15 protein-coding genes are annotated in these 16,958 nt (G+C 56.5%); 9 read left to right on the top strand and 6 right to left on the bottom strand.

Translation table 11 applies throughout. From position 1 onward, the window contains the following. Nucleotides 1-41: 41 nt before the first annotated feature. On the top strand, nucleotides 42-896 hold the full coding sequence (locus tag ACOTX4_RS05725) for a co-chaperone YbbN (RefSeq protein ID WP_003858935.1): 855 nt from the start codon (nucleotides 42-44) through the stop codon (nucleotides 894-896). Nucleotides 897-947: 51 nt separating this feature from the next. On the opposite strand, the gene fetB is transcribed toward ACOTX4_RS05725, so the two are convergent. Together fetB and fetA are read right to left on the bottom strand one after the other, a co-directional pair. After that, nucleotides 948-1,730 carry an iron efflux ABC transporter permease subunit FetB gene (fetB, locus tag ACOTX4_RS05730; protein WP_017383223.1) on the bottom strand — a complete coding sequence of 261 codons (783 nt, stop codon included), beginning with the start codon at nucleotides 1,728-1,730 and terminating at the stop codon, nucleotides 948-950. Continuing rightward, on the bottom strand, nucleotides 1,723-2,394 hold the full coding sequence (fetA, locus tag ACOTX4_RS05735; RefSeq protein ID WP_015571235.1) for an iron efflux ABC transporter ATP-binding subunit FetA: 672 nt from the start codon (nucleotides 2,392-2,394) through the stop codon (nucleotides 1,723-1,725). Before fetA ends, fetB begins: the two co-directional genes overlap by 8 nt. A gap of 142 nt (nucleotides 2,395-2,536) precedes the next feature. On the opposite strand from fetA, the gene ACOTX4_RS05740 reads away from it, so the two are divergent. The 3 genes from ACOTX4_RS05740 to ACOTX4_RS05750 all read left to right on the top strand — a co-directional run bounded on the left by ACOTX4_RS05740 (nucleotide 2,537) and on the right by ACOTX4_RS05750 (nucleotide 4,909). Beyond that, complete coding sequence (locus ACOTX4_RS05740; protein ID WP_045330194.1) at nucleotides 2,537-3,391, top strand: hypothetical protein; 855 nt, start codon at nucleotides 2,537-2,539, stop codon at nucleotides 3,389-3,391. Between the two features lie 154 nt (nucleotides 3,392-3,545). Next, on the top strand, nucleotides 3,546-4,460 hold the full coding sequence (locus ACOTX4_RS05745) for an SPFH domain-containing protein (RefSeq protein WP_003858941.1): 915 nt from the start codon (nucleotides 3,546-3,548) through the stop codon (nucleotides 4,458-4,460). After that, entirely contained in the window at nucleotides 4,457-4,909 is a 453-nt protein-coding gene (locus ACOTX4_RS05750; protein WP_022650512.1) for an NfeD family protein, read from the top strand. The genes ACOTX4_RS05745 and ACOTX4_RS05750 overlap by 4 nt, the downstream gene beginning before the upstream one ends. Here ACOTX4_RS05750 and cueR read toward each other — a convergent pair. After that, nucleotides 4,906-5,316 carry a Cu(I)-responsive transcriptional regulator gene (gene cueR / locus ACOTX4_RS05755; protein ID WP_045330197.1) on the bottom strand — a complete coding sequence of 137 codons (411 nt, stop codon included), beginning with the start codon at nucleotides 5,314-5,316 and terminating at the stop codon, nucleotides 4,906-4,908. The two genes, ACOTX4_RS05750 and cueR, sit on opposite strands and share 4 nt — an antisense overlap. Nucleotides 5,317-5,424: 108 nt before the next feature. On the opposite strand from cueR, the gene copA reads away from it, so the two are divergent. From copA to ybaK, 3 genes are all read left to right on the top strand, one after another. Beyond that, nucleotides 5,425-7,923 carry a copper-exporting P-type ATPase CopA gene (copA, locus tag ACOTX4_RS05760; RefSeq protein ID WP_003858946.1) on the top strand — a complete coding sequence of 833 codons (2,499 nt, stop codon included), beginning with the start codon at nucleotides 5,425-5,427 and terminating at the stop codon, nucleotides 7,921-7,923. 50 nt (nucleotides 7,924-7,973) lie between these two features. Continuing rightward, a complete protein-coding gene (locus tag ACOTX4_RS05765; RefSeq protein ID WP_045330198.1) occupies nucleotides 7,974-8,768 on the top strand; it encodes a TraB/GumN family protein in 795 nt (264 codons plus the stop codon). A gap of 198 nt (nucleotides 8,769-8,966) precedes the next feature. After that, nucleotides 8,967-9,446, top strand: coding sequence for a Cys-tRNA(Pro)/Cys-tRNA(Cys) deacylase YbaK (ybaK, locus tag ACOTX4_RS05770; protein WP_003858950.1), 480 nt, complete (start codon nucleotides 8,967-8,969; stop codon nucleotides 9,444-9,446). A 120-nt stretch (nucleotides 9,447-9,566) separates the two neighbouring features. On the opposite strand, the gene ushA is transcribed toward ybaK, so the two are convergent. After that, nucleotides 9,567-11,219 (bottom strand): bifunctional UDP-sugar hydrolase/5'-nucleotidase UshA, encoded by a 1,653-nt coding sequence (gene ushA, locus ACOTX4_RS05775; RefSeq protein WP_022650509.1) that lies wholly within the window; start codon nucleotides 11,217-11,219, stop codon nucleotides 9,567-9,569. A 164-nt stretch (nucleotides 11,220-11,383) separates the two neighbouring features. On the opposite strand from ushA, the gene ACOTX4_RS05780 reads away from it, so the two are divergent. Both ACOTX4_RS05780 and ybaL read left to right on the top strand, forming a co-directional pair. Next, the gene (locus ACOTX4_RS05780; protein WP_022650508.1) at nucleotides 11,384-12,604 is read left to right on the top strand and encodes an MFS transporter; all 1,221 of its coding nucleotides are present in this window, start codon (nucleotides 11,384-11,386) and stop codon (nucleotides 12,602-12,604) included. A gap of 232 nt (nucleotides 12,605-12,836) precedes the next feature. Continuing rightward, on the top strand, nucleotides 12,837-14,513 hold the full coding sequence (ybaL, locus tag ACOTX4_RS05785; RefSeq protein WP_022650507.1) for a YbaL family putative K(+) efflux transporter: 1,677 nt from the start codon (nucleotides 12,837-12,839) through the stop codon (nucleotides 14,511-14,513). Between the two features lie 93 nt (nucleotides 14,514-14,606). Here the strand turns inward: ybaL and ACOTX4_RS05790 are convergent, their stop codons facing one another. Both ACOTX4_RS05790 and hemH read right to left on the bottom strand, forming a co-directional pair. Continuing rightward, entirely contained in the window at nucleotides 14,607-15,911 is a 1,305-nt protein-coding gene (locus ACOTX4_RS05790) for an inosine/guanosine kinase (RefSeq protein WP_022650506.1), read from the bottom strand. Nucleotides 15,912-15,973: 62 nt separating this feature from the next. Next, the gene (gene hemH, locus ACOTX4_RS05795) at nucleotides 15,974-16,936 is read right to left on the bottom strand and encodes a ferrochelatase (RefSeq protein ID WP_003858963.1); all 963 of its coding nucleotides are present in this window, start codon (nucleotides 16,934-16,936) and stop codon (nucleotides 15,974-15,976) included. Nucleotides 16,937-16,958: the final 22 nt, after the last annotated feature.

A 16,958-nucleotide genomic window follows, 5' to 3' on the forward strand; every position in this document is an offset into this window, starting at 1 on the left:
TACCCCCATGTAAAGAGTAAACCGATAAAAGAGAATGCCGCATGTCCGTACAGAATATCGTCAACATAACTGAAGCTAACCTGCAACAGACGCTCGAACAGTCAATGACTAAACCGGTGCTGTTCTACTTCTGGTCTGAACGCAGCCAACACTGCCTGCAACTGACGCCGGTCCTGGAAAGCCTTGCCGCGCAGTACAATGGTCAGTTCATTCTGGCGAAGCTGGATTGTGACGCCGAACCGATGGTGGCTTCCCAGTTTGGCCTGCGTGCGATCCCAACCGTCTACCTGTTCCAGAACGGTCAGCCGGTGGATGGCTTCCAGGGGCCGCAGCCCGAAGAGGCGATCCGCGCCCTGCTGGATAAAGTCCTGCCGCGCGAAGAAGAGCTGAAAGCGCAGGAAGCCATGGCGCTAATGCAGGAAGGCAAGTACGACGAGGCGCTGCCGCTGTTAAAAGACGCCTGGCAGCTGTCGAACCAGAACAGCCAGATTGGTCTGCTGCTGGCAGAGACCCAGATTGCACTGCACCGCCCTGAAGACGCGGAAGCCGTGCTGAAAACGGTGCCGATGCAGGATCAGGATACCCGTTATCAGGGTCTGGTGGCGCAGATTGACCTGCTGAAACAGGCGGCGGATACCCCTGAAATTCAACAGCTTCAGCAGCAGGTTGCGGACAACCCGCAGGATGCCGCGCTGGCAAGCCAGCTGGCGCTTCAGCTTCATCAGGTGGGGCGTAACGAAGAGGCGCTGGAGCTGCTGTTTAGCCATCTTCAGAAGGACCTGGGCGCCGCAGACGGACAGGCTCGGAAGATGTTCCAGGAGATCCTGGCCGCGCTGGGTACCGGTGACGCGCTGGCGTCGAAATATCGTCGTCAGCTGTACGCGTTGCTCTACTAGCAAAAAAATGCCCGGTGGCGCTAACGCTTACCGGGCCTACAAAAGCAGATATTACCCCGTCTTTTTCAACTGCGTCACCACCAGCTGGTGGCGAGCGTTGTAAAACTTCCGATAGGTCAGGTAGCAGGCAATGATGGTGGACAGGCTCGCCGTAGAGAGCAGCATAAACGTCACCATAATCTGGTATTTAATGGCTTTTACCGGATCGATACCGGCAAAAATCAGCCCCGACATCATGCCCGGCAGGCTCACCAGACCCACCGTTTTGGCGGAATCCACCGTTGGGATTAGCGAAGAGCGAATGCTGTCGCGGATCAACCTCGCCGAGGCCACCTTCGGCGTCGCGCCAAGGCTTAGCTTCTCCTGAAGCTGCTGCTGTTCACTGCTGAACCGTTGCCCCAGATTGTTGTAGCACAACCCGACCGCCACCATCGCATTGCCCGCAATCATCCCGGAAATGGGGATCACCTGCATCGGCGTAAATTCTATCGAGCCGGAAAGCACCAGCACAGCCAGCGTTAACGCGGTCCCGGTAGTGATGGCGATCAACGACGAAATGAACGCTTTATCGATGTATTTACTGCGTTTCTGCGCGTTCCATGCCGCGTTAAAGCAGATAAACAGCACCATCAACAGGGTCAGCACGGCATGATTGACGTTGAAGATGTATTTCAGCACATAGCCGACGATGATGAGCTGAATGACCGCGCGGGCGATACTCCAAAGAATATCTTTTTCCAGCCCCAGCTTTTCCCGGTAGCTGACCACAATCGCCACCAGCACCAGGACCATCGACAGCGCCAGCGATTCGTTAGTTATGTTATGTTCACCCACGGTGAGCCTCCTCCATTTTCCCGCCCTGCGGCCTGAGCGTGATGACATCATCCGCATGGGTAATTTCATTTGAATCATGCGTCACCCACAGCACGGCAATATTCTGCTCCCGGGCGTAGCGATGGATAATGTCATTGACGTTGCGCTTGTTAGCGTCATCCAGCGCGCTGGTGATTTCGTCCAGCAACAGCGCCTTCGGCAAGAATTGCAGGTTACGGATCAGCGAGACGCGCTGCTTTTCCCCTCCCGACAGTTCGGCGATCGATTTGGTCAGCGTCTCCGGCGAAAGCCCGAACCGGGTCAGATCGTCGGTAAACTTTTTCGGATCAGGCGTTTGGTTGCGGATGTGCCAGGGGAAAACCAGATTGTCGTACACCGTGTCGCCAAACAGGGACGGCGTTTGCACGCAGTATGACACCTGCTGGCGATAGCTTTCCGGTGAAAGCGTGGCGATATCTTTTCCTGCAAACAGGATGGTTCCCTCCGTTGGGCTCAGTAGCGAAGCCACGATTTTCAGGAGGGTGCTTTTGCCGCAGCCGGAGGGACCGGTTATCAGTTTAAATTCGCCCGGAGAGAGACAAAAATCGACGTGCTGAAGGATGGTGTTATCACCCACACGAAAGCCAACATCCCTGATATCCAGAAGATTTTTTTTATTATTCATTCCGATTCCATTAACCGCTGTGATAAGAAGAGCCTTTAGCATAATCCTTTCCGCTACGCAGCGCGAATAGCCTTAACCTATAGCAAGTGTTAAACTTTTTGCCTGTTTATTGTCACCTCTATAACTACAGGAAGTCAGCAACATGACACATATCTTTTATGAGTTCTCCTCCCTGAAGCCTGGTGTTCCTGATGTGGAAACATTAATGGAAGTCATCAATTCTTCTGAACTCACGCGTTTTGTCATGGGTGCAGAGGTGGTCGATTTTGTTAAGAAGGCGCTCATCGTTAACACCACAATCGGTAGCTTTAAAAACTGCTATTTTGCTTTTGATGATGGGGCTTACTTTCTCGAGTTTGACGGCAAGGGTAAATCCAGACGCTTTACTGAGGTGCCTGACTGGTTCGTTTCCCCTGCGGAATTTGCCCGCTCGCAATGGCTGATTAACCATGACCTGGCCGATGTGAAGGCGACGGCGTTTATTGACGTGCTGATGTCCTACCCGCTTAAAGAGCGCCGGGCGCACTGCAATCTGCTGTTTGGTCTGGATCTGCATAAGGTCAATGTGGTTCCGGCACCTACAGCCCCTGCCGGAAAAATGGGCAATAAAAACGGAAAAACTACCAAGCCTCGCGTTACGGATCTCGGCTCTTTTGAGCTTTTTACCGCGTTCTTTGCGCGTATGAAAACCGCCGTCAATGCTAATGAATTCCCTACCCTACAGGTGCTGACCGGCCAGGAGGATCTTACAAAAGCGCCGCACAACTTAAAGCAAGGGATCAGAACCTGGTTTAAAGCGATTACTGGCGATCTGCCGCCGAACAACAAACGTGTCGGAGCGGGCAATGCGGTGCTGTTCTGCGCTCCCGTTCGCGAGCAGATCCAGCAGATAGAGGCCATCGGCCTGGAAAAATACTATCAGGGATTATCAAAAGCCATCGCTGACGCCGGGGATGGGTTTATCACTGACTTCAGCTATACCTTGTCTGAAAAGTAACGCTTTGCGCCCCGCATCCCGAACGGGGCGTTTTATTTCTGCCAGTCCGGTTCCCACCTCTTTACAGGGGCGAAATCCTGTTCGTTAGCCGATATACTTACGTTCAACAAATACGCAGTTTTTCTCGTTACGGCATGCAAAACAGGAGGTTTTTATGCTCATCGTTGTTCCCGTCCTTATTTTCGTTGCGCTGGTTATCGTGGGCGCAGGCGTCAAAATTGTCCCGCAGGGTTACCAGTGGACCGTCGAACGCTTCGGTCGCTACACCAATACCCTTCAGCCGGGTTTAAGCCTGATCGTCCCGTTCATGGACAGAATTGGGCGCAAGATCAACATGATGGAGCAGGTGCTGGATATCCCTTCTCAGGAAGTCATCTCCAAGGATAACGCCAACGTCACCATCGATGCGGTGTGCTTTATTCAGGTGATTGATGCGCCAAAAGCGGCCTATGAGGTGAGCAACCTGGAGCTGGCGATCGTCAACCTGACCATGACCAACATCCGTACCGTGCTTGGCTCGATGGAGCTGGATGAAATGCTCTCCCAGCGCGACAGCATTAATACCCGCCTGTTGCACATTGTGGATGAAGCCACCAATCCGTGGGGGATCAAAGTGACACGCATTGAGATCCGCGACGTGCGCCCACCGGCAGAGCTGATAGCTTCCATGAACGCGCAGATGAAGGCCGAGCGTACCAAGCGTGCCTATATTCTTGAAGCCGAAGGGGTGCGTCAGGCTGAAATCCTGAAAGCGGAAGGGGAAAAACAGTCGCAGATCCTGAAAGCCGAGGGCGACCGTCAGTCTGCCTTCCTCCAGGCGGAAGCGCGTGAACGTTCGGCAGAAGCGGAAGCCCGCGCGACGCAAATGGTCTCCGAGGCGATTGCCGCCGGGGATATCCAGGCCGTGAACTACTTCGTCGCACAAAAATATACCGATGCGCTGAAGGAGATCGGCTCCGCGAACAACAGCAAAGTGGTGATGATGCCGCTGGATGCCAGCAGCCTGATGGGGTCTATCGCCGGAATTGCCGAACTGATCAAAGACGGCGGAAACGAGCGTAAAAAATGATTGAGCTCATCGTTGCACATCCTCATGCGTTCTGGCTAAGCCTTGGCGGACTGCTGCTGGCCGCCGAGATGCTTGGCGGCAACGGTTATCTGCTGTGGAGCGGGGTTGCCGCGGTGATTACCGGGCTGGTCGTCTGGCTGCTGCCTGTCGGCTGGGAGTGGCAGGGCGCGCTGTTTGCCGTGCTGACGCTGCTGGCCGCCTGGCTGTGGTGGCGCTGGCTGAACAAACGGGTGAAGGCGCAGAAGCCGGTCGACGCGCATCTCAACCAGCGTGGGCAGCAGATAGTGGGTAAACGCTTTACGCTTGATAACACGCTAATAAACGGACGCGGTCATATGCGCGTGGGGGACAGTTCGTGGCCGGTGGTGGCCGATGATGACCTCAGCGCCGGCACGCGGGTTGAGGTCATCGCGGTGGAAGGTATTACCCTGCGGGTTAAAGCCTGTTAGGCGTGGGTTTTACGGTGGCAGCAGCCGGAAAGATTGTCGATAATCGGGCACTCGGCGCTGTCATCTCCCGGGCAGGATTCTGCCAGCTGTAACAGTTGGTCACGCATCGCCTGTAATTCGATGATATGGCGTTCGATCTCCGCCACTTTTTCCAGCGTACGTTTTTTCACGTCGGCACTGTGGCGTTTCGGATCGTTAAACAGGTTAACCAGCTCGCCGCACTCTTCAAGGTTAAATCCTACCTGTCTTGCCTGGCGCAGTAACGTCAGTTCATCAAGATGCAGCTGCGTATAGCTGCGGTAGCCGTTCTCACTGCGCAACGGTGGCGTCACCAGCCCTTTTTCCTCATAAAAGCGAATCGCTTTGCTGGTTAAGCCGGTTTTTTTCGCAACATCGCTGATATTCACATTTCCCCCTTGACCTTCCCCTTGATGGAAGGTTTAACCTTCATAACAGTTAGCGAAAAGCAGAGTGAAGGTCAACAATTGACCAGAACATTATACGGGAGTTTTGTTATGTCTCACACTATTGACCTGACACTGGACGGCCTCTCCTGCGGCCACTGTGTCAAACGCGTTAAAGAAAGCCTGGAGCAGCGTCCTGACGTGGAAAGCGCTGAGGTGACTATCGATCATGCCGCCGTGACCGGCAGCGCCAGCGCCGACGCGCTGATTGATACCATTAAACAGGCCGGTTACGGGGCGGAGTTAAGCCACCCAAAGGCTAAACCGCTGGCAGAGTCATCATCCCCGTCGGAAGCACTGACAGCGGCCACTCCTGAGCTTCCGGTAGCTGATGACATTGATGACAGCCAACAACTGCTGATCAACGGCATGAGCTGCGCCAGCTGCGTTTCCCGGGTACAAAACGCCTTACAGGCGGTACCGGGTGTAGCACAGGCACGGGTAAACCTGGCGGAGCGTACTGCGCTGGTGATGGGCAGCGCCTCCGCCGCAGAGTTAGTGCAGGCCGTCGAGAAAGCGGGCTACGGGGCGGAGGCCATCGAAGATGATGCCGAGCGCCGCGAGCGCCAGCAGGAAACGGCTGTCGCCACCATGAAGCGCTTCCGCTGGCAGGCGATTGTCGCCCTGCTGGTCGGTATTCCGGTGATGGTGTGGGGCATGATGGGTGACAACATGATGGTCACCGCTGACAACCGCACCCTGTGGCTGGTGATTGGTCTGATTACCCTTGCGGTGATGGTGTTTGCAGGCGGGCATTTCTATACCAGCGCCTGGAAGAGCCTGAAAAACCGCACCGCGACGATGGATACCCTGGTCGCCCTCGGGACCGGCGCGGCGTGGCTCTATTCGATGAGCGTTAACGTCTGGCCGCAGTGGTTCCCGATGGAGGCGCGCCATCTCTATTATGAAGCGAGTGCGATGATTATCGGTCTGATTAACTTAGGCCATATGCTCGAAGCCCGCGCGCGTCAGCGCTCGTCGAAAGCGCTGGAAAGATTACTCGATTTAACCCCGCCGACGGCCCGCGTGGTCACGGACGACGGGGAAAAAAGCGTTCCGCTCTCAGAGGTACAGCCGGGAATGACGCTGCGCCTGACCACCGGCGACCGCGTGCCCGTCGACGGTGAAATCACCCAGGGCGATGCCTGGCTGGATGAAGCGATGCTGACCGGCGAGCCGATTCCTCAGCAGAAATCTCAGGGCGACGCCGTGCATGCCGGTACGGTCGTGCAGGACGGCAGCGTGCTGTTCCGCGCCAGCGCGGTCGGGAGCCATACCACGCTGTCACGCATCATTCGCATGGTCCGCCAGGCGCAGAGCAGTAAGCCGGAGATTGGTCAGCTTGCCGATAAAATCTCCGCCATTTTTGTGCCGGTGGTCGTCGGTATTGCCCTGCTGAGCGCGGCAATCTGGTATTTCTTCGGCCCGGCGCCGCAGATTGTCTACACCCTGGTGATCGCCACCACGGTACTGATCATCGCCTGCCCTTGTGCCCTTGGCCTGGCCACGCCGATGTCGATTATCTCTGGCGTCGGACGCGCCGCCGAATTTGGCGTACTGGTCCGTGATGCTGACGCCCTGCAACGGGCAAGCACGCTGGACACCCTTGTTTTTGATAAAACCGGCACGCTCACCGAGGGCAAACCGCAGGTGGTAGCCGTCAGTACCGTTGGCTGTACGGAGACGGATGCCCTGCGCCTGGCCGCCGCGCTGGAACAAGGCTCCAGCCACCCGCTGGCGCGCGCCATCCTGGAGAAAGCCGGTGATGCCCGTCTGCCGCAGGTAAGTAACTTCCGCACCCTGCGCGGTTTAGGGGTCAGCGGTGAAGCCGAAGGCCATACGCTGCTGCTGGGAAACCAGGCACTGCTGACTGAACACGGCGTTGATACGTCCGCGCTGGACGCTGAGCTGAACGCGCAGGCCTCTCAGGGCGCGACGCCGGTTCTGCTGGCGAGGGATGGTCAGGTGGCGGCGCTGCTGGCCGTGCGCGATCCGTTACGCCAGGACAGCGTAGATGCCTTACAGCGCCTGCACCGCGCGGGCTATCGTCTGGTGATGCTGACCGGGGACAACCCGACCACCGCCAACGCCATCGCCAAAGAAGCCGGTATTGATGAGGTGATCGCGGGCGTGCTGCCGGACGGCAAAGCGGACGCCATCAAGAACCTGCAAAGTCAGGGTCGCCAGGTGGCGATGGTGGGCGACGGCATCAACGACGCCCCGGCGCTGGCGCAGGCTGACGTAGGAATTGCGATGGGCGGCGGGAGCGATGTCGCCATTGAAACCGCGGCGATCACCCTGATGCGCCACAGCCTGATGGGCGTGGCGGACGCGCTGGCGATTTCGAAAGCCACGTTGCGCAACATGAAGCAGAACCTGCTGGGGGCGTTCGTCTATAACTCGCTCGGCATTCCGATTGCCGCCGGGATTTTGTGGCCGCTGACCGGTACCCTGCTGAACCCGGTTGTTGCGGGTGCGGCGATGGCGCTCTCGTCAATTACCGTGGTGAGCAACGCTAACCGTCTGCTGCGGTTTAAACCGAAGGATTGAACCTTGTACCCGTACGCGCTAGCATGAACCTTTCCGTTTATGGAGCGCGTATGGGTCTGTTTAATCGTATAAAAACATCGTTTCGCGCCCTTTTTCCCCGCCGTTATGCCTGGCCCGGTATGGATATTTCGCTTCCGGGCGGGCAGCATCTGCACCTGGTGGGAAGCATTCATATGGGCACGCAGGATATGTCCCCCCTGCCCTCCGGCCTGATTAAACTGCTGAAGCGCGCCGACGCGCTGATCGTCGAAGCCGACATCTCCGGCCATGAATCGCCGTTTGCCGGGCTGGAAAGCGACCGCCCCCTGGCGGAACGTCTTAACGAGACGCAGCTGGCTGAGCTTACCCGTCTTGCGGATGAGACCGGCGTTTCGCTCTCTATGCTAGACACCCTGCCCCTGTGGCAAATTGCCATGGTGCTACAGGCAACCCAGGCGCAGCGCCTGGGGCTGCGCGGCGATTACGGTATCGATTATCAACTGCTGAATGCGGCAAGGGCGCGCAACCTGTCCATCATTGAACTGGAAGGCACGGACAGCCAGATTGCGCTCCTTCGCCAGCTTCCCGATGACGGCCTGATACTGCTGGATGATACCCTGACCCACTGGCACACCAACGCGCGTCTGCTGCAAACGATGATTGGCTGGTGGCTGGATGCGCCGCCCGCAGACGGTAAGCTGGCGTTACCGTCGACGTTCAGTGAATCGTTGTATGATGTGCTGATGAACGCGCGCAACCAGGCGTGGCGGGAGACGCTATATGCCCTGCCTGCCGGTCGTTATGTTGTCGCGGTTGGCGCGTTGCATTTGTACGGAGAAGGGAATTTGCCGTCGCTGCTGAAATAAAAAAATGGCCAATATTTCTATTGGCCCGTCAAAGAGGAATTTCATCGTTTTTATTATACCGAAGTGACCTTCGGCTACGCCGATTGTCGCTCAAAGTGACCATCACTGCCAATACTATTGCGCAAGATGGTGCTATTTTTTAGACAAACGTCAGGCGTATGCTGCTGGCATGAATCGTCTGTCGTAAGAAGGATAGCCATGACTCCCGCCGTTAAATTACTCGAAAAAAACAAAATTTCTTTCCGGATCCACACCTACGATCACGATCCGAACGAAACCAACTTTGGTGATGAAGTGGTGCGCAAGCTGGGGCTGAACGCGGACCAGGTCTACAAAACGCTGCTGGTCGCGGTGAACGGCGATATGAAGCACCTCGCCGTAGCAGTAACGCCCGTCGCCGGACAGCTTGATCTGAAGAAAGTGGCCAAAGCGCTGGGAGCGAAAAAGGTCGATATGGCAGACCCGATGGTTGCGCAACGCACAACGGGTTATCTGGTCGGCGGGATCAGCCCGCTCGGCCAGAAAAAGCGTCTGCCCACACTGATCGATGCGCCTTCGCAAGAATTTGAAACGATCTATATTTCTGGCGGCAAACGCGGGCTGGATATCGAACTGTCCGCAGGCGATCTGGCGAAAATGCTGGACGCGAAATTTGCGGATATTGCGCGCCGGGATTGAGAAAATTGCCCGGTGGCGCTGCGAGGTAAAAGCAAAACGGTAACAGGCGTTACCGTTTTTTGTGTTCGCGCCCTCTCCCGGTGGGAGAGGGTTGGGGTGAGGGCATCAGGCCGCACAACACTACTGCCAGCTCACCTCACCTTTCGGCTCATACGCGTTCACGTCAATCGGTGAATTTTGCTGGATAAACTGCTTCAACACTTCCGCATCAATAAACCCGGTATTTACATAGCCCGGTTTGTTATCGATATGCGGATAGCCGTCGCCGCCGGTGGCGTTAAAGCTTAACGTTGCCAGGCGGTAGGTTTTCGCCGTATCAACCGGTTCGCCTTTGATTTTGAGATCGTTGAGCTTACCGTCCTTCGCGACGAAGCTGACGTTAGCAAACTGCGGATACGCCCCGGAATCTGGCTTCATCTGCGCCACGGCGGTCAGGTAGTCAATCACCTCCTTCCCGCTCATGTCCGCATAGACCACCACGTTGCCAAACGGCTGCACTTTGAGCACGTCTTTATAGGTGATGTCTCCGCCTTCGATGGAGTCACGAATACCGCCGCCGCTCATCACGGCGAAATCCGCATTCGTGCGCGCCATCTGCGCGGCCAGCACCAGACGCCCCATGTTGGTCTGCACGAAGCGGACTTTGCTGCGGTCCCCTTCCAGTCGTCCGTTAAGCGTGCCAATCTTCACGTCCAGCTGCGCTTTCCCTTTGCTCTGGAACGGCGTCAGCAGAGAGAGCATCTGCTGGTTTTCAGCGATCTCTGGCGTGTAGAGTACCCGCTCGCTTTTGCCGTCCGGGTAGGTCACTTTCTTCTTCAGGTTGACCGGGATGAGCTGATAGTGCACCAGCTTCATCTCGCCGTTACGGAATTCGAAATCCGCGCGGCCAACGTATTTACCCCACTCGTGGGCCTGTACAATCCAGATCCCGTTCTGACGATCCGGCGCGCACGGCGTGCCGGGCACATAATCTACCTGCTTTTTATTCTCAGAAGCCATGCAGACCGGATCCTGCGAATGACCGCCCACAATCATCGCCAGCGAGCCCGCTGGAAGGCTGCGCGCCATCTCCACGTCGCCCGGCGCGTTAGAGCCGTGCTGACCGTTATCGTAATGCCCCATGTGGGTGGTCGCGATAATCACATCCGGTTTTTCATTCTGCTGCAACTCCTGGATCACCAGCTTCGCTTCGTCCGCCGGTTTACGGAATTCGATGTCGGTGAAAAATTCAGGGTTGCCAATTTTGGCCGTATCGTCGGTGGTTAAGCCGATGACCGCGATCTTCAGATCCTGACGCTTGAACAGCGCCCACGGTTTAAACAAGCGCTCGCCGGTGCTTTTCTGATAAATATTGGCGGAAAGGAACGGGAATTTGGACCACTTCTCCTGCTGGCGCAACACGCTCAGCGGATTATCAAACTCGTGGTTTCCGACCGCCATCGCGTCGTAACCAATTAAATTCATGCCGCGGAAATCAGGCTCGGCATCCTGCAAATCAGATTCCGGTACGCCGGTATTAATATCCCCGCCCGACAGCAACAGCACGCTGCCGCCCTGGGCCGCGACCTCTTTACGAATGCCGTCCACCAGCGTTTTTTGCGCCGCCAGGCCATATTCACCGTATTCGCTGCGCCAGAAATGGCCGTGATGATCGTTAGTATGCAGAATGGTAATTTTATAGGTTTTATCTTTTTCATACGCCTGCGCGGGCAGGCTTGTTAGCCCCCATGCGGCGATGAGCGCCAGCGCGACGCCACGCTTCATTAACTTCATCTTCTCTCTCCCTGACCCATAGACAAACGCAAAAATTACAGTGACTCACAAGAATAGACAAATAAGTTTTCAGAATTGCGACTTTCTTCAAATGTCACGGACGGGTATGTTAGTCGGATAATAATTACTCCCTGCATCTCTAATAACAAATCGACGTGGTATTTATGGCAATCAGTGAATCAACCCAGCCCGTCCAGGGCGCTCCGGCGTCGCCGCCGAAATCGCGCACTTCCTTTAAAGTATTAGGCGCAATCAGTCTCTCTCATCTGCTCAACGACATGATCCAGTCGCTGATTCTGGCGATCTACCCGCTGTTGCAGTCTGAGTTCTCATTAACCTTCGTGCAGATCGGGATGATCACCCTGACCTTCCAGCTGGCCTCTTCGCTGCTACAGCCGGTGGTGGGCTATTGGACGGACAAATACCCGATGCCATGGTCGCTGCCCATTGGGATGTGCTTCACCCTGAGCGGGCTGGTGCTGCTGGCCATGGCGGGCAGCTTTGAGGCGGTACTGGTTGCCGCGGCGCTGGTGGGAACCGGTTCATCGGTGTTCCATCCGGAATCGTCCCGCGTGGCGCGTATGGCCTCCGGCGGACGCCACGGGCTGGCGCAGTCTCTGTTCCAGGTGGGGGGGAACTTTGGTAGCTCCCTCGGTCCTCTGCTGGCGGCGGTGATTATCGCGCCCTACGGTAAAGGCAACGTGGCGTGGTTTGTGCTGGCCGCGCTGCTGGCGATTGTCGTCCTGGCGCAAATCAGCCGCTGGTATGCCGCGCAGCATCGCGTAAATAAGGGAAAACCTGCCGTGAAGATAACCAACCCCCTTCCGCGCAATAAGGTGATCCTTGCCGTCAGCGTGCTGCTGGTGCTGATTTTCTCGAAATATTTCTATATGGCGAGCATCAGCAGCTATTACACCTTCTATCTGATGCAAAAATTCGGATTATCGGTACAAAACGCCCAGTTCCATCTCTTTGCCTTCCTGTTTGCGGTGGCGGCAGGCACGGTGATTGGCGGCCCTGTGGGAGATAAAATCGGACGTAAATATGTGATTTGGGGCTCTATCCTCGGCGTTGCGCCGTTTACGCTTGTTTTACCGTACGCAACGCTGGAATGGACCGGAATATTGACGGTGATTATTGGTTTTATTCTCGCGTCGGCGTTTTCAGCCATTCTGGTCTATGCGCAGGAACTGCTGCCGGGACGTATCGGTATGGTTTCCGGCCTCTTTTTCGGTTTTGCCTTTGGCATGGGCGGCCTTGGCGCAGCCGTGTTAGGGATGGTTGCAGACCACACCAGCATCTTCCTCGTCTATAAAATCTGCGCTTTCCTGCCACTTCTGGGGATGTTGACCATATTCCTGCCTGACAACCGTCATAAAGCGTAACTTCACGGCTGCCAAAGTTAAACTTTGGCAGCCGGATAACCTGATGCCATAAGGCTTTCCTCTCCCTCCCCTCAGCAAATTTATCAAAATCTGCCTTTTTTCATGCTTATTGCCTTTTTATTGTGTTTTCAACAATTATTCATAAACATAAGCGTAAAAATTGTCATAAACTATTAATCGGCTTTTTGGTATTTGCACCAAAAATGGATCACCCATCGCAAAAGGAGACGGAATGCACCACGCCACACCGCTTATCACCACCATTGTTGGTGGACTTGTGCTCGCTTTTATTCTCGGCATGATTGCCAATAAACTGCGTATTTCGCCCCTGGTAGGCTATTTGCTGGCGGGCGTGCTGGCAGGGCCCTTTACGCCGGGTTTTGTCGCAGATACCAAACTGGCGCCTGAGCTGGCGGAATTAGGCGTGATCCTGCTGATGTTTGGCGTCGGGCTGCATTTTTCCCTGAAGGATCTGATGGCGGTAAAGTCGATCGCCATACCGGGAGCGATCGCCCAGATAGGGGTGGCGACGCTGCTGGGCATGGCGCTTTCGGCGGTGCTGGGCTGGTCAATCATGACCGGTATCGTATTTGGGCTGTGTCTTTCAACCGCCAGTACCGTGGTGCTGCTGCGCGCGCTTGAAGAGAGGCAGCTGATAGACAGCCAGCGCGGGCAAATCGCGATAGGCTGGCTGATTGTTGAAGATCTGGTAATGGTGTTGACGCTGGTTCTGCTGCCCGCCGTCGCCGGGATGATGGAAAAAGAGAATATCGGCTTCGCCTCGCTGGCACTGGATATGAGCATTACCATCGGTAAGGTTGTGGCGTTTATCGCCATCATGATGCTGGTGGGCCGCCGTCTGGTGCCGTGGATCATGTCCCGCAGCGCCGCCACGGGCTCGCGTGAACTGTTCACGCTTTCAGTCCTTGCGCTGGCGCTGGGCATTGCCTTTGGCGCCGTCGAGCTGTTTGACGTCTCCTTTGCGCTGGGCGCGTTCTTCGCCGGGATGGTGCTGAACGAGTCCGAGCTGAGCCACCGCGCCGCGCACGATACCCTGCCGCTACGTGATGCATTCGCGGTGCTGTTCTTCGTCTCCGTCGGGATGCTGTTCGACCCGTTGATCCTCATCCAGCAGCCGCTGGCCGTGCTGGGTACGCTGGCAATCATCATCTTTGGTAAGTCCGTTGCCGCCTTCTTCCTGGTGCGGATGTTCGGTCACTCGCCGCGCACGGCGCTGACCATCGCCGCCAGCCTGGCGCAGATTGGCGAGTTCGCCTTTATTCTTGCCGGTCTGGGGATGGCCCTGAACCTGCTCCCACAGGCTGGGCAAAATCTGGTGCTGGCGGGGGCGATCCTCTCCATCATGTTGAACCCGGTATTGTTTGCCCTGCTGGAGAAATATCTCGAGAAGACCGAAACCCTCGAAGAGCTGACGCTGGAAGAGGCGACAGAAGAAGAGAAACAGATCCCGGTGGATATCTGCAACCACGCGCTGCTGGTCGGTTTTGGCCGCGTCGGCAGCCTGCTGGGTGAAAAACTGATGGCTCAGGGCATTCCACTTGTAGTGATTGAAACGTCACGCACCCGCGTCGACGAACTTCGCGAGCGTGGCATCCGCGCGGTGCTGGGCAACGCGGCTAACGAAGAGATTATGAATCTGGCGCATCTGGACTGCGCTCGCTGGCTGCTGCTCACTATCCCGAACGGTTACGAGGCTGGTGAAATTGTCGCCACAGCCCGTGAAAAATGCCCGCATATCGAAATCATTGCCCGCGCCCATTATGATGACGAAGTGGAGTACATCACCGAGCGCGGCGCGAATCAGGTGGTGATGGGTGAGCGTGAGATTGCGAATACGATGCTGACAATGCTGACGAAACCGCCGGTTGAAGAGGCAGTAACGGGGTAAGTTTTGTGCTGCCTGATGCCCTCACCCTGACCCTCTCCCGCAGGGAGAGGGAACAAACACTAAAAACGGCAACCACAGGTTGCCGTTTTACTTTTACCTGTCCCAATAAGCCTCTTCGAGGCTGTCTTCCCGTTCCGGCAGCCCCCGCGTTAAGCGCGGAGAATGCTGGTTCAGCACCTGATAACTCACGCGGTTCGCGTACTTACACACCTGCGCCAGCGAGGAATAGGTCAGCCAGTCGAAGGTATGTTTGCTGGAATTCGGCACGTTGGTTTTGTGGTAGGCGTTGGCGGTAATGTCGTGCAGCAGCGCGGCCAGCGCGCCGTCGCCCGCGCCGTTGGTGTTCATGATCTTCTCAGGGCCACCCATATACGGTGCGATGTGAGAGAAGATGCGCAGCGGGTTGATGCAGTCTTTATGACGCATAGCGCGGCTGAACTCGTACTGGTTAAATTCGGCGATTGCACCCGGCAGCAGCGGGTGCTGGGTTTTACGCTTGCTCTCTTCTTCCGTGAAGCCCGCCATGTACAGCCCGACCGGCCCGGCGGTGCAGAGCACCAGGTCCACCCAGTCCAGCGCCTTATCAGACGCCAGCAGCGGATCGCTTTCACCGGTCAGCGCTTCGGCTTCTTCTTCATTCATCGCCAGAATCGAGACGTGTTCTTTCAGGAAGGCCTGCCACCACTCCGGGTTGTCGGCAATGACGAATTTGGTGCCCAGCGTCAGAACCACAGGCACGTTGTATTTCTTCGCGTACTCAATTGCCTTCATGGTTGCGTCCGGCATTGGTTCGCCCGGCTTGCAGCGCACCAGATAGGAGGTCAGTACCAGCGCAGACGCGCCCGCGATCACCTCTTCCGGGATACTTTCAGCGCGCAGCTTATTCATATGGCCGGGGCTGATGGCAAAGGTACGCTCGCCGGAATCGCTTATCAGCGTAAAGCAGCGGCCAATCGGCCCGTCAACGCCCTGTAAATAGTTCAGATCGGTGCGGCTGGAGGTATTGCACAGGTAGCGGTAGGCGTAGCCACCGATTTCGATATTGCTGCACATCACGCCAAGCAGCACCGAGCGGTCGTCTGCCAGTACGGAGTAGTTGTGCATGGTGTTGCCGATAGTGCCGCCGGCAAACTGGTGGGTGATAAGATTTTCGCGCACCAGCTCCTGATACAGCGCTTCAGCAACGTCATCCTCAATCACCAGCGAGTGCCCGGCGCTCAGACCGTAACGTGCGACAAACGCATCATCCACTTTGGCTTCAATGTCCACCAGCGTCTGATCGATACCGACCACCCAGGCAGCGCTGGTTTCGCTTTCCTGCTGAATTTGCTGTAACAGCGGATCGCGGGCATCGACGGGGAAATAGTGTTTGGACTTACGTTTACCGGGAAATTTCATGGTCTGAACTGTGCAAAGAATACGGGCCGGGAATGGTAGCACAAACCCGGCCCGTAACGCGATCAGCGGCGGGTGGTGACCAGTGACACCATCATGTCGATGTGTTCAGGGGAGTCGTTAAGCGCAGGAATGTATTCGTATTTCGTTCCGCCCGCCTCCATAAAGAACTCTTTGTTCTGGACGGCAATTTCTTCCAGCGTTTCCAGACAGTCCGCCGAGAAGCCCGGCGACATCACCTGAATGTGCTTTACGCCCTTCTCGCCCAGCATTTTTAGCGTTTCATCAGTATACGGGGTCAGCCAAGGTTCACGGCCGAAGCGCGACTGGAAGGTCATCATCACCTTCTCAGGCGGCAGGCCGAGGGCGGAGACCAGCTCGCGGGTGGTATCGCGGCAACGCTGGGGGTAATCGTCCCCTTCGTTCGCGAAACGCTGCGGAATACCGTGATAGGAGAGCAGCAGCAGATCCGGCTCGCCGTGTTTTTCAAACGACGCGCGCACGCTGCTGGCAAGCGCCTGAATGTACAGCTCGTTATCGGCGTAGTCGCGGATAAAGGTGATACCCGGTATACGGCGGCGGGTCGCCAGAATGCGCCCCAGTTCGTCCCAGACGGCAGCTACCGTGGAGCACGAATACTGCGGATATAGAGCCAGCACCACAATGTGTTCAACGCCCTGCGCCAGCAGAGAGTCAACGGCGCTTTCCAGGGACGGCTTACCGTAGCTCATGCCGAGCGCAACGGGCATGTCCGGCAGGCGTGCGGCCAGCGCCTTCTCCTGACGACGGCTGTACACCATCAGCGGCGAGCCCTCTTCCATCCACACGGACTGATAGAGCTTTGCCACACGCGGGGAACGAATCGGCAGAATGACGCCACGCAGCAGTGGCCACCACAGCAGTCTTGGGGTATCCACGACGCGCGTGTCGCTTAAAAATTGTCGCAGGTAGCGTTTTACCGCCGCTGGAGTAGGTGCTTCTGGGGTGCCCAGATTGGCAAGCAGGATGCCGGTTTTCGCCTGACTCATTCACGCCTCTTAACCATTTGAT

Origin of the sequence: Enterobacter cloacae complex sp. IR5459, assembly GCF_049238005.1 — a bacterium.
GTDB lineage: Bacteria > Pseudomonadota > Gammaproteobacteria > Enterobacterales > Enterobacteriaceae > Enterobacter > Enterobacter hormaechei_C.

Excerpts from the sequence above, each read along its gene's own strand:
- ACOTX4_RS05750 (WP_022650512.1), top strand. The coding sequence starts at position 4,457 with ATGATTGAGCTCATCGTTGCACATCCTCATGCGTTCTGGCTAAGCCTT.
- ushA (WP_022650509.1), bottom strand. The coding sequence starts at position 11,219 with ATGAAGTTAATGAAGCGTGGCGTCGCGCTGGCGCTCATCGCCGCATGG.
- copA (WP_003858946.1), top strand. The coding sequence starts at position 5,425 with ATGTCTCACACTATTGACCTGACACTGGACGGCCTCTCCTGCGGCCAC.
- ACOTX4_RS05765 (WP_045330198.1), top strand. The coding sequence starts at position 7,974 with ATGGGTCTGTTTAATCGTATAAAAACATCGTTTCGCGCCCTTTTTCCC.
- fetA (WP_015571235.1), bottom strand. The coding sequence starts at position 2,394 with ATGAATAATAAAAAAAATCTTCTGGATATCAGGGATGTTGGCTTTCGT.
- ACOTX4_RS05780 (WP_022650508.1), top strand. The coding sequence starts at position 11,384 with ATGGCAATCAGTGAATCAACCCAGCCCGTCCAGGGCGCTCCGGCGTCG.
- ybaL (WP_022650507.1), top strand. The coding sequence starts at position 12,837 with ATGCACCACGCCACACCGCTTATCACCACCATTGTTGGTGGACTTGTG.
- ACOTX4_RS05745 (WP_003858941.1), top strand. The coding sequence starts at position 3,546 with ATGCTCATCGTTGTTCCCGTCCTTATTTTCGTTGCGCTGGTTATCGTG.
- ACOTX4_RS05740 (WP_045330194.1), top strand. The coding sequence starts at position 2,537 with ATGACACATATCTTTTATGAGTTCTCCTCCCTGAAGCCTGGTGTTCCT.
- hemH (WP_003858963.1), bottom strand. The coding sequence starts at position 16,936 with ATGAGTCAGGCGAAAACCGGCATCCTGCTTGCCAATCTGGGCACCCCA.
- ACOTX4_RS05790 (WP_022650506.1), bottom strand. The coding sequence starts at position 15,911 with ATGAAATTTCCCGGTAAACGTAAGTCCAAACACTATTTCCCCGTCGAT.
- ybaK (WP_003858950.1), top strand. The coding sequence starts at position 8,967 with ATGACTCCCGCCGTTAAATTACTCGAAAAAAACAAAATTTCTTTCCGG.
- ACOTX4_RS05725 (WP_003858935.1), top strand. The coding sequence starts at position 42 with ATGTCCGTACAGAATATCGTCAACATAACTGAAGCTAACCTGCAACAG.